A 12,474-nucleotide genomic window follows, 5' to 3' on the forward strand; every position below is an offset into this window, starting at 1 on the left:
CATTACGCCGAAACGCTGGCATGTACTGATCGCGTCCATCGGCTATGTCATTGCAAATCCGCGTCGCCCCTGCAAGCCCCCCGTGTGGATAAAGATCAGACGCGTGCCGATGGCAAATTCGCCTGCTTCGACATGCTGCTTGAGCGCCAGCAAGGCCTTGCCGGTGTACAGCGGTTCCAAAGGGATGCCGCTGGTTTGCTCGGTCTGATCGATGAAGGTCAGCAACGCCTCGTCAACTTTGGCGAAACCACCACGGCTGGCGTCGATCAGTTGATAGCCCGCCGCATGCTCGGTGGCGGGCGCGAGGATCGACTCGATGTTCGGCGCTACGCCGTGATCATCCGGCACTGCCAGAGCGCCGTACACCACGCGCTTGCCTTTCTCGGCGAGCGCCAGCCCGGCCAGTGTCGTGCCGGTGCCACAGGCCAGCCACCAGGCGTCGAAATCATCCCAGCCCAGCTTGGCCAATTGCTCTTCGGCTTGCTGCCTGATCGCTGCGCAACCCAGTGCGCCGGCCACGCCACCACCGCCCTCGGGCACTGCATGCAGCGTAGGATATTGCGCGTGCCACGGTACCCAGAATCCCGCTTCGTGCCGCGCGCGGTAGCCGGCGTAACCCAGCCAATGCAACTGCATGCCGAACGCTTGCAGATCCCGCACTGTCGGCGTGTCCTGCGGGTGCCCGCGCAGAAGTCCCACGGTTTTGAAACCCAGCCGCTTGCCCGCCGCCGCCAGCGCATGCAGGTGATTGGAATGCGCACCGCCGAGGCTGATGATGCCCTCGGCGCCGGCACGCTCGGCGGCTTTGAGGTGTTCGACGAGTTTGAACCACTTGTTGCCGCTGATCAGCGGGTCGATGCGGTCCAGGCGCAGGATCGCGACCTCGATGCCGGCGTCTGCCAGCCAGTCCAGATGGAGCGGTTCGAGAGGGGCCGGGGGTAGCCAGTTGGAGGGAGGCAAAAGCATGGGCACTGCACAATCTGGAAAAGACCACATACTAGTAGGAGCTGCCGCAGGCTGCGATCTTTTGATCTTGCTTTGGAAATCAGGATCAACAGATCGCAGCCTTCGGCAGCTCCTACGGAATGTGCTTACAACTCAGCCGCCAGCCGCGAGCCCTGATTGATCGCGCGCTTGGCATCCAGCTCCGCCGCCACATCCGCGCCGCCGATCAAGTGCACGTTCTGCCCGGCTTCAACCAGACCATCGTGCAACTCACGCAACGGATCCTGCCCCGCGCAGATCACGATGTTGTCCACTGCCAGCAGTTGCGGCTCACCACTTTCGCCGATGCGAATGTGCAAGCCTTGGTCATCGATGCTCAGGTATTCGACGCTGTTGAGCATCTGCACCTGCTTGTTCTTCAGACCGGTGCGGTGTATCCAGCCGGTGGTTTTGCCCAGACCGTCGCCAACCTTGGTTTTCTTGCGCTGCAACAGGAACACCTCACGGGCCGGCGCATGCGGTGCCGCTTTGATTCCCGCCACACCACCACGGGCCTCCAGTTGCGTGTCGATGCCCCACTCTTTCCAGAACGCCGCGCGATCCAGACTGGTGGCCACGCCTTGATGAACGAGAAATTCCGAGACATCGAAACCGATCCCGCCTGCACCGATTACCGCGACACGCTTGCCGACCGGTTTGCGCTCGAGGATCACATCCAGATAACTCAGCACCTTGGCATTTTCGATGCCCGGAATCGCCGGCACGCGCGGGGCGATACCGGTGGCGAGAATGATTTCGTCGTAGCCGCCCTCAACCAACTTGGCCACGTCGACGCGGGTGTTCAGGCACACCTCGACATTGGTGGTTTGCAGCTTGCGGTTGAAGTAGCGCAGGGTTTCGAAAAATTCCTCCTTGCCCGGCACGCGCTTGGCAATGTTGAACTGGCCACCGATCTCACTGGCCGAATCGAACAACGTCACCTGATGACCGCGCTCGGCGGCCACGGTGGCGGCAGACAAGCCTGCAGGGCCGGCACCGACCACGGCGATTTTCTTGATCTGCTGCACCGGCAGGTAATTGAGTTCGGTTTCGTGGCAGGCGCGCGGGTTGACCAGGCAACTGGTGAGCTTGCCGCCAAAGGTGTGGTCGAGGCACGCCTGGTTGCAGCCGATGCAGGTGTTGATTTCGTCGGCGCGGCCTTCGGCGGCTTTGTTGACGAAATCCGGATCGGCGAGGAATGGTCGGGCCATGGAGACCATGTCGGCATCGCCCTCGGCAAGAATCTGCTCGGCAATTTCCGGGGTATTGATGCGGTTGGTCGTGATCAGCGGGATGCTCACCGAGCCGCGCAACTTGGCCGTAACCTTGCTGAACGCTGCACGCGGCACCTTGGTGGCGATGGTCGGAATCCGCGCTTCGTGCCAGCCGATACCAGTGTTGATGATGGTCGCACCGGCCTGCTCGATGGCTTTGGCCAGCATGACGATTTCATCCCAGGTGCTGCCACCTTCGACCAGATCGAGCATCGACAGGCGGAAGATGATAATGAAATTCGGCCCGACCGCTTCGCGCACACGACGGACAATTTCTACCGGCAGGCGCATGCGGTTTTCGTAGCTGCCACCCCAGCGGTCGGTGCGGTGATTCGTGTGCGCGGCGAGGAACTGGTTAATGAAGTAACCTTCCGAGCCCATGATCTCGACGCCGTCGTATTCGGCGGTTTGCGCCAATACCGAGCAGGTGACGAAATCGCTGATCTGCTTTTCGATGCCCTCTTCGTCCAGCTCTTTGGGCTTGAACGGGTTGATCGGCGCCTGAATCGCGCTCGGTGCTACTTGTTTCGGGCTGTAGGCGTAACGCCCGGCGTGAAGAATCTGCATGCAGATCTTGCCGCCCGCCTCGTGCACCGCGCGGGTGACGATGCGGTGCTTGAGCGCCTCTTCTTCAGTTGTGAGCTTGGCCGCGCCGGAATACACCCCGCCCTCGTCATTCGGGCCGATGCCGCCAGTGACCATCAGGCCGACACCGCCACGGGCACGTTCGGCGAAGTACGCCGCCATGCGCTCGAAGCCACCCGGCTTTTCTTCAAGGCCAGTGTGCATCGAGCCCATCAGGGTACGGTTGCGCAGCGTGGTGAATCCCAGGTCCAGCGGGGCCAGCAGATGCGGGTAATGAGCGGCGGTCATCGGTAACTCCACAACGAGCGATCACGGAAAAATTGCGGGAGCTCTGCGTCCCCCGTCAGTCATGTTCGACAGACTAAGAGTCGCACCGCTGTCACTCAATGACCGTAACTGACAAGTTATTGATCCAAATGCGCAGCGCCCCTTGGCAACCCGGGCCATGAGCCCTACCCTAGTCGGCACATCCTGTACCCGGCTGTTGTTGGTTTTCATGCGCAAACTTCTGTATCTGTTTTTCTCCATGGCCCTCGTTGCCGCCCTGACCACCTACGCCATGTGGGCGGCAGACCGGCCGGCGGGACATTACCTGTCGGACCTGCGCATCAAGCTCGCCGTCAATCAGGGCACGCCCGGCGACCGTGGCAATCTGCTCGGCATCCAGCCCGAACTGTTCCCCACCGATTACCAAAGCTCCGCACGCCTGCACCGCAAACTCGCGGCGTATCTGCAGCAGGCCCGCGATCAGGGATTGCTCAACGAAAAAACCGTGGTGGTGTTGCCCGAGCACGTCGGCACCTGGCTGATGGTCAGCGGCGAGAAAGACGAGTTGTATCAGGCGCCAACGCTGGCGGAGGCAATGAACTGGCTGGCGGCGAGCAATCCACTGCTGTTTGCCCGTGCCTGGCTGCGGGCCAAGGGCGAGCAACGCCTGGATGACGCTTATCTGCGGATGAAAGCGAAGGCCATGGCCAAGGATTACCAGGCGCTGTTCGGCGGTCTGGCCAAGGAGTTCCAGGTCACCCTGGTGGCCGGCTCCATCGTGCTGCCGGAGCCAAGCATCCGCGACGGCCGGCTCAAGCCCGGCAGCGGCGCCCTGTTCAACAGCAGCGTGGTGTTTGGTCGCGACGGCGTACCGTTGGGCCAGCCGCAGCGGCAGATGCATCCGATCTTTGATCAGCAAGGTGTGATTAAGGCCGAAGACAAACACGCCATACAGGTCGTCGATACCCCGGCCGGACGCCTGGGCATCCTGATCGGCAGTGACAGCTGGTACCCCGGCAACTACCGCACCCTCGATGAGCAAGGCGCGCAACTGGTGGCCGTGCCGGCGCAGGTTATCGGCCAAGGCGCCCGGGACAAGCCATGGCGTGGCTACAAGGGTTCGAGCACGCCGGGCTCGGTCAGCCTCAAGCCCGGCGACCTCAGTGAAGGTCAAGCCTGGCACCGACTGACCCTCACCGCGCAACCGCCAAGCAGCCACGCGATTGCCGGCGTCAGTGTGTTCATGCGCGGGCAGTTCTGGGACAAGTCGAGTACCGGCACAAGCTTCCTCAGCAGCAACGGCCAGCAGTTCGCCGATGGCGAGGCCCGTGGTGCGCGCTTGCTGAACGTCTGGCTGTAAACCATGAAGCCGCAGCCGATGCGCCTCGGGGATCTGTCGGTGGGCTTCGTCCATAGTCTGGCCGACGCCGTGCGCAGCCACGACGCCGATCCGCTGCCTCTGCTTGAACAATATGGCCTTGATGCAGCGCGACTGGCCGAGGCCGGAGCGCGCTTGTCGATCCCGCGTTACATGCGCCTGGGCCATGCGGCGATTCAACTCACCGGCGACCCGGCCCTGGGCCTGCGCATGGGCCGGATGATCCGCTTGAATCAGGCCGGTCTGGCCGGCATCACTGCGGCGCAAGCACCCACCGTGCGTGAAGCGGCCCGCTGCCTGACGCGCTTCGAGCCGCTTTACGGCTCGAACTATCGCGGACAGTCCAGTTTTCATGAAGATGCCAACGGTGCCTGGCTGCGCTTCTACTCGATCAGCCCGTACAACACCTATAACCGCTTCGTGGTCGACTCGATCCTCGCCGGCTGGCTGCATCAGTTGTCGAGCCTGTGCGGCGAAACGTTGCGCGCCGAGCGAATCGAAATCGAATTCGAAGCGCCGGATTACCGCGACGCCTACACAATGCTCGGCGACTGCCCGATCCAGTTCAGCGCCGAGCGCAACCAACTGCGCCTGAGCCTGAGCAGCCTCGCCCTGCGCAACCCTGAACATTGCCCGAGCACCTGGCGACATCTGCTGCAATTGTGCGAGCGGGAGCTGGAACAACTGACCCGCACCCGCAGCCTGCGCGAGCGCATCACTCAGTTGCTCGGCCCGCTGCTCAACGGCGGCCGCGAGCCGGATCTCGAGGAAGTCGCGGCACGCCTGAAACTGCCGACCTGGACCTTACGCCGCAAACTCGCCGAGGAAGGCACGCAGTTTCGCGCGATCCTCAATGACACACGCCGCGATCTGGCGATGACCTACATCCGCGACACCGAACTGGCATTCGGCGAAATCGCCTACCTGCTGGGCTTTGCCTCAGCTGAAGCCTTCCAACGCGCATTCAAGCGCTGGAGCGGGCAGACGCCCGGCGAATCCCGACGAAATTACCGCTCGGGAGCTTGAAGTTCAGAGCTCCGTGGCGTCGTCAGCCGGCTCTGGTTGATCCAGTTCAAAGGCCTGGTATTCGAGCAGTTCTTCCTGATACTCATCCATCGTATAAATCCCCCAACTGCTCGCTATGAAAATGGCCTGATCAATCGACCTGTGCCCCGAGCATAAAGTGCCCGTATGAAGGAAAAGTGAAACGCGGCCTTCATGAATAAAACGTAGCAGGTGGTTGGGGATTTATCGCGGCGATGATCCCGCAGGTGTGTAACCAGATTTTAAGCCAACCCGAAAACCACTGTGGGAGCGAGCCTGCTCGCGAAGCGGTGTGTCAGTTTAATCATCTGTCGACTGATACACCGTTTCGCGAGCAAGCTCGCTCCCACAGGGTTTCGCTTGGTTTCTTATTGGCCCGACGCAGGCATCGCCGGAATCGGCTCGGATGGTGGCGGAATATCCGGGTTGGTCGGCGGGGTGATGGTTTCGCTGGCCGGCGCTGGCTCTTCCACGGGCGCTGGCGCAGGCGTAATCGGCGTCGACTCCGCTGGCGGTACCATCGGTTCGGAACTCACTGGCGCGGTTTCAACCGGGGCCGGTGCAGGTTCCGCAGTCGGCGCGGGGGCCGGTTCCGCTGCAGGTGTCGGCGCCAGAGGCGCAGGTGCAGGTGCCGCTTTTGGTTCTGGCACACCAAGATCGGTTTTCGGCTTTTCTTCGATGTGTGCAGCTTTCTTCGCATCGGCGGGCAGGAACTGCTCCACCAGTGTGAAGAAACGCTCGTAGAACTTCTGCGCAATGACCGTCTCACTGGCGACCTTGACCATCGAGTCGTCCGAGGAGCCGATCGGCATCGACACCGAGCCCAACACACCGACACCGAGGCTGGCGGAATTGTTGGTCTTCTTCAACGCATAACGGTCCTGCAAGGCGTTGGCGAACACCGTCGCATGATGCCCGGCGCTGCCATCTTCGGCGCAGACCACGTTGAAACTGATCTCGAGGTGCGTCTCGCCGGTCTGCTGGAAGCTCTTGTGCCCGCTGACCAGTTTGGGATCACTGCTGGTAATGATGTAGCCCTGACTGAGCAACGCGCGCCGGGCCGCTTCGCAACTGGCGGTGTCGGTTACCGGGTAATTGCGCGAAAAGGTGCCGGAGTCATCGAAGTTCTCATGCTCATAGATCGGCTTGTCCTTCGAACAACCGGCCACCGCAGTCAACAAAAGCGCCAGCCCGACAACACGCATGGGAGTGGAAATCAACATTGAACATCCTGAGGGAAAACAGTCCGGGGCGTATTGTGCAACAGATCGTCGCCCCATGGCGCATGGAATAGTGTCAAGAATCGGTTACAACTTTACCGGTCATGGCCGTCAGGAAAAAGCCGCGCCGACAAATGATCAATCAATGCGCGCAATTTCGCCATGGCTTGTCGGCTCGACGGCCATTAACCCCAGAACCGACCGGCGTGTTCTAAATGCAAAAGAAAGGTAAAAGCTCAAGATCAGGTCGGCTGTCAGGCCGCCTTCGCGAGCAGGCTCGCTCCCACAGAAAAGCAAAGCAGCGCAGCTGCCCGCGGCAAAGCCGCCCCACTCAACAATGAGCGCAAGCTCGAGTGCTTCTGATCTTGCTTTTGATCCACCGGCGACGTCGGAAGGCTGAGTGGAGGGATTGATCCGGGTGTGGGAGCGTAGCGACCGTCTGGCGCAGCCAGACACAGCGGAAGGAGGTGCAGCGAAGCAAACCGGAGCCGCTGCGCCCGGATCAGTCCCGGAGCGAAGGGACCCGAGCTTGCGAGGGCCGAACGTAGGAGCAAGCCTTTTCGGTTACCTTTTCGGCGTTTGGAAAAGGTGACCCGCCGTAAGGGCGGAACCGTAATCAGCAACCCCCGCAGCAACGGATATTCACCCAAACCACCCAGAGCATGGCCGGCCCAAAGGCCGCCACGCCCAAAAAACAAAAAAGCCCCGACCAACCAGGCCGGGGCTCCTTCAAACGTCAGTCAAAAGATCAAAACCGCTCGATCTTCGCCTCAGCTTCCAACTGCTTGCGATACGCCGCAAAGTCCTGCTGGCCCTCACGGGAAGCGAGGAAACGACGATATTGCGCTTTCTCTTCTTCCGTCGGTGCAGCTGCTTCATTGACGCCATTCAGACGCACAATCATCAGGCTGCCATCCGGCAAGGTAACGCTGGAGAACGTCGGCTTGTCCTTGGCAGCCGGCTTCGGCATACGGAACAGTGCCTGCAGCACAGCCGGATCAACCCCTTCCTGACCACGGGTGGCCGCTTCGGTGATCTTCCAGTTCTGGCCATCGATGGCCTTGTCCAGCGGCGCCTTGCCGTCGCGCAGATCAGCGATCAGCTTCTCGGCACGGGTCTTGGCCTCGGCACTGGCGTGCTCCTTGGTCAGTTGAGTACGGATCGCCGCGCTCACACTTTCCAGCGGCAGTTGCGCAGGCTTCAGGTGCTCCTTGGAACGCAGCACGATCACGGTTTCCGGATCCAGCTCGATGGCGGTGCTGTTGGCACCTTCATCAATCACTTCCGGGCTGAACGCGGCAGTGACCACGGCACGGTTGGCGGCAACACCTTCGCCACCTTCACGGCCGAACGGTTTGGAAGTGTGCACGGTCAGTTTCAGATCCGCTGCTGGCTGCGCCAGGTCAGAGGCTTCGAACGCCGAGTCTTCCAGTTGCTTGGTCGCCTCAACAAAACGCTGCTCGACCTGCGCCGCTTTCAGCTCGCGCGTCAGCTTGTCTTTCAGGCTGGCCAGGGTCGGCACTTCAGGCGCTTCCACGCCCAACAGCTTGATCAGGTGATAACCGAAGTCGGTACGAATCGGCTCGGACACCTGGTCTTTCGACAGCGAGTACAGAGCCTTTTCAAAAGCTGGATCGTAAACGCCAGGACCGGCATAACCAAGGTCACCACCATTGTTGGCGGAACCCGGATCCTGCGAGAACTCCTTGGCCAACGCTTCGAACTTCTCGCCCTTGGCCAGACGCGCCTGGACTTCGTCGATCTTCGCCTTTGCCTGCGCTTCGGTAGTCTTGTCGTTCACTTCGATGAGGATGTGCGCGGCACGACGCTGTTCCGACAGGTTGGCGATCTCTTTCTGGTAAGCCGCCTCAAGATCTTCATCCTTGACCGCAACCTGATCGAAGAACGACGATTTCTTCAGCTCGACGTAATCGATGATCACCTGATCCGGCGTCATGAATTCCTTGGCGTGCTCGTCGTAGTAAGCCTTGACCTCGTCATCGGTCAGCTTGACCGCAGCCGGGTCGGCCTTGACGTTAAGAGTGGCGAAATCACGGGTCTGTTTTTCCAGACGGGCAAAAGCCAGCACTTCGGCGTCGGTGACGAAACCGCTGCCGGCAACACCAGCGCGCAACTGGCCGATAAGCATTTCCTGAGCCAGCATCTGACGGAACTGCATGCGGCTGTAGCCCAGTTGACGGATCACCTGGTCGAAGCGCTCGGAGCTGAACTTGCCGTCGACCTGGAATTCAGGCGTCTGCAGGATCACTTGATCCAGCGCGGCTTCGGAGAACGAGAACTTCGCCTGTTCAGCGCCTTGCAGCAGCAACTTGCGGTCGATCAGGCCTTTGAGCGCCGATTCGCGCAGCATTTTTTCGTCGAGCAAGGACGCATCGAAGTCCTTGCCCAGCTGTTGCATCAGCTGACGGCGTTGCATATCAACGGCCTGGCTCAGCTCGTTCTGGCTGATTTCGTCACCATTGACCTTGGCCGCCTCGTTCTTGTGAGTCGTGGCCTGGAAAATGGCATCGAAACCGGTCAGGGCCATCAGTGCAACGATGACCCCGATAATGGTCTTGGCAATCCAGCCTTGTGAATTGTCCCTGATATTTTGCAGCATGCGTCCCCCAGAAACGGTTGAACTTCAATTTAGGCAACCGTGGAGCGTGGGTAGAATCCGGATAGAAGAAAGGCGCATCCGAGGATGCGCCTTCTCGTAACTGGCGGAGCGGACAGGGCTCGAACCCTCGATCCCGGCGTTACAGGTAGCTCTTTCAGCCACCTGTTCTACCGCTCCGCTGCCAAGTCAGGCTTGACCCCGACCCGGATGGGTAAAAACCTGGAAACTCAGTTAACAGCTTCTTTCAGCGCTTTACCGGCTTTGAAACCTGGCTTCTTGGCAGCCGGGATTTCCAGAGACTTGCCAGTTTGCGGGTTGCGACCGGTACGAGCCGGACGGTCAGTCACGGAGAAAGTACCGAAACCAACCAGAACAACGGAGTCGCCAGCCTTCAGAGCGCCAGTGACGGATTCGATTACAGCGTCCAGCGCACGGCCAGCAGCAGCTTTCGGGATATCAGCGGATGCAGCGATAGCATCAATCAGTTCCGACTTGTTCACTCTAAGTCCCCTTATATCTATTTTGAGATGTTTCTAAGTTTTTTGGTGAAAGCAAAAACGAGTGCTGAATGGCCTACAGACACTTAAGAGCCGCTTTATAACAAGGGCTCTAAAATGCTGTCAAGGAAAGCCCCCAGGCTAAAACGTATTAATGCGTGCTAATTCTTTCCTTGGCATCAGACTCGCGTTTTTCGTCCTTGGCAACTATCTCCGGAGCCACATCCGGCAAGGGCTCCGGCGCGTATTGCAGCGCAATTTGCAGGACCTCGTCAATCCATTTAACCGGCTTGATCTGCAGATCCTGCTTGATATTGTCAGGAATCTCCTTCAGATCGCGGACGTTTTCTTCCGGAATAATCACAATCTTGATTCCGCCGCGGTGAGCCGCCAGCAGTTTTTCTTTCAAACCGCCAATTGCCAGCACTTGCCCACGCAGAGTGATCTCACCGGTCATGGCGACATCGGCGCGCACCGGAATACCGGTCAATGCCGAAACCAACGCCGTGCACATACCGACGCCAGCACTTGGGCCGTCTTTCGGCGTAGCACCTTCCGGCATGTGAATGTGCGTGTCGCGCTTCTCGTGGAAGTCCAGCGGGATGCCCAGACTCTTGGCGCGGCTGCGCACAACGGTCTGTGCGGCAGTGATCGATTCGACCATCACATCACCCAGCGAACCGGTCTTGATCAGTTGACCTTTACCCGGAATCACTGCGGCTTCGATAGTCAGCAATTCACCGCCAACCTGAGTCCACGCCAGGCCAGTCACCTGCCCCACCTGATCCTGCTGCTCGGCCAGGCCGTAGCGGAACTTGCGCACGCCGAGGAAATGCTCGAGCAGGTCAGCTGTCACTTTTACCGAGAAGCGTTTTTCCAGCGCATGCTCTTTGACTGCCTTGCGGCAGACCTTGGCGATCTGTCGCTCGAGCCCCCGCACGCCCGCTTCACGGGTGTAATAACGGATGATGTCGCGAATCGCTTCCTCATCGAACTCCAGCTCGCCCTTCTTCAGACCATTGGCGGCGATCTGTTTCGGCGAGAGGTATTTCACAGCGATATTGATCTTCTCGTCTTCGGTGTAACCCGGCAGACGGATGACTTCCATCCGGTCCAGCAGCGCTGGCGGGATATTCATCGAGTTCGAGGTGCACAGGAACATCACATCAGAGAGGTCGTAATCGACTTCCAGATAGTGATCGTTGAAGTTGTGATTTTGCTCGGGATCAAGCACTTCCAGCAACGCCGAAGCCGGATCGCCACGCATGTCGCTGCCCATTTTGTCGATTTCATCGAGCAGGAACAGCGGGTTGCGTACGCCCACTTTTGTCATCTTTTGAATCAATCTACCCGGCATCGAACCGATGTAAGTCCGGCGGTGACCACGAATTTCCGCTTCGTCACGCACGCCGCCCAAGGCCATACGTACGAATTTGCGATTGGTGGCGTGGGCAATCGATTCCGCCAGCGAGGTTTTACCCACACCTGGAGGACCAACCAGGCACAACACCGGGCCACGGATTTTCTTCACGCGCTTCTGCACGGCGAGGTATTCAAGGATGCGCTCCTTGACCTCTTCGAGGCCGTAGTGATCGGCGTCGAGAATGTCTTCTGCACGGGCCAGGTCGAGGCGTACTTTGCTCTGCGCCTTCCACGGCACCTGCACCAGCCAGTCGATGTAGGAGCGCACCACGGTGGCTTCAGCCGACATCGGCGACATCTGCTTGAGCTTGTTCAGCTCAGCGGTGGCCTTGGCCAGCGCGTCTTTCGGCAAGCCGGCAGCATCGATGCGCTTTTTCAGCTCTTCGATTTCGTTGTGGCCTTCGTCGCCGTCACCGAGTTCTTTCTGAATGGCCTTCATCTGCTCATTCAGGTAGTACTCGCGCTGGCTGCGCTCCATCTGCTTTTTGACGCGACCGCGAATGCGTTTTTCAACCTGGAGCAGGTCGATTTCGGCATCCAGCAGTGCCAGCACGTGCTCGACACGGGCCGACAGATCGATGATCTCGAGGATTTCCTGCTTCTGCTCGATTTTCAGCGCCATGTGCGCGGCCATGGTGTCGACCAGACGACCGGGCTCATCGATGCTGTTGAGCGACGACAGGACTTCAGCCGGAACCTTCTTGCCCAGCTGGACGTATTGTTCGAACTGCGACAGCAGCGTGCGCACGAAGACTTCCGACTCGCGCTCGGCGGCGTCGACTTCTTCGATCAGAGAAACTTCGGCGCGGCAGTGGCCATCGACTTCGCTGAAGCGCTCGACAGTACCACGCTGCTCGCCTTCGACCAGAACCTTGACGGTGCCGTCAGGCAGCTTCAGCAGTTGCAGAACCGTGGCAATTGTACCTACGCGATAGAGAGCGTCTTCACCGGGATCATCGTCAGCCGGGTTTCGCTGGGCCAGCAGCAGAATCTGCTTGTCACCCGTCATCGCTGCCTCGAGGGCTTCGATGGATTTCTCGCGCCCCACGAACAGCGGGATAACCATGTGCGGATAAACCACGACATCACGCAATGGCAGGAGAGGCAATTCGATGGTTGTCTTCATGATTTCGCCTCTACGGCGGCCGTATGGCCGTAATCAGATGGAATTAAGCTTGAAACC

General features: G+C 59.7%; 8 protein-coding genes. 2 read left to right on the forward strand and 6 right to left on the reverse strand.

The genetic code is table 11. The annotated features are described in order from the left end of the window. Positions 1-42 precede the first annotated feature (42 nt). Both AB4O12_RS11725 and AB4O12_RS11730 read right to left on the reverse strand, forming a co-directional pair. The gene (locus AB4O12_RS11725; RefSeq protein ID WP_150741174.1) at positions 43-966 is read right to left on the reverse strand and encodes a 1-aminocyclopropane-1-carboxylate deaminase/D-cysteine desulfhydrase; all 924 of its coding nucleotides are present in this window, start codon (positions 964-966) and stop codon (positions 43-45) included. A 125-nt stretch (positions 967-1,091) separates the two neighbouring features. Beyond that, positions 1,092-3,131 carry an NADPH-dependent 2,4-dienoyl-CoA reductase gene (locus tag AB4O12_RS11730; protein ID WP_056788766.1) on the reverse strand — a complete coding sequence of 680 codons (2,040 nt, stop codon included), beginning with the start codon at positions 3,129-3,131 and terminating at the stop codon, positions 1,092-1,094. A gap of 208 nt (positions 3,132-3,339) precedes the next feature. On the opposite strand from AB4O12_RS11730, the gene AB4O12_RS11735 reads away from it, so the two are divergent. Together AB4O12_RS11735 and AB4O12_RS11740 are read left to right on the forward strand one after the other, a co-directional pair. Beyond that, on the forward strand, positions 3,340-4,470 hold the full coding sequence (locus AB4O12_RS11735) for a nitrilase-related carbon-nitrogen hydrolase (protein ID WP_460062041.1): 1,131 nt from the start codon (positions 3,340-3,342) through the stop codon (positions 4,468-4,470). Positions 4,471-4,473: 3 nt separating this feature from the next. Then, entirely contained in the window at positions 4,474-5,514 is a 1,041-nt protein-coding gene (locus AB4O12_RS11740) for an AraC family transcriptional regulator (RefSeq protein ID WP_460062043.1), read from the forward strand. 386 nt (positions 5,515-5,900) lie between these two features. Here AB4O12_RS11740 and AB4O12_RS11745 read toward each other — a convergent pair whose 3' ends face one another. The 4 genes from AB4O12_RS11745 to lon all read right to left on the reverse strand — a co-directional run bounded on the left by AB4O12_RS11745 (position 5,901) and on the right by lon (position 12,417). Then, positions 5,901-6,755: a DUF2242 domain-containing protein gene (locus AB4O12_RS11745; protein ID WP_252882309.1), complete on the reverse strand. Its 855-nt coding sequence runs from the start codon at positions 6,753-6,755 to the stop codon at positions 5,901-5,903. Positions 6,756-7,500: 745 nt separating this feature from the next. Further along, complete coding sequence (locus AB4O12_RS11750; RefSeq protein WP_460062046.1) at positions 7,501-9,372, reverse strand: SurA N-terminal domain-containing protein; 1,872 nt, start codon at positions 9,370-9,372, stop codon at positions 7,501-7,503. Positions 9,373-9,599: 227 nt separating this feature from the next. Further along, positions 9,600-9,872, reverse strand: a complete 273-nt coding sequence (locus AB4O12_RS11755) for an HU family DNA-binding protein (protein ID WP_016775333.1) — start codon at positions 9,870-9,872, stop codon at positions 9,600-9,602. 148 nt (positions 9,873-10,020) lie between these two features. Further along, positions 10,021-12,417 (reverse strand): endopeptidase La, encoded by a 2,397-nt coding sequence (gene lon / locus AB4O12_RS11760; RefSeq protein WP_016775334.1) that lies wholly within the window; start codon positions 12,415-12,417, stop codon positions 10,021-10,023. Between the last annotated feature and the right edge of the window lie 57 nt (positions 12,418-12,474).

The organism is Pseudomonas sp. S2_A05 (assembly GCF_054668485.1).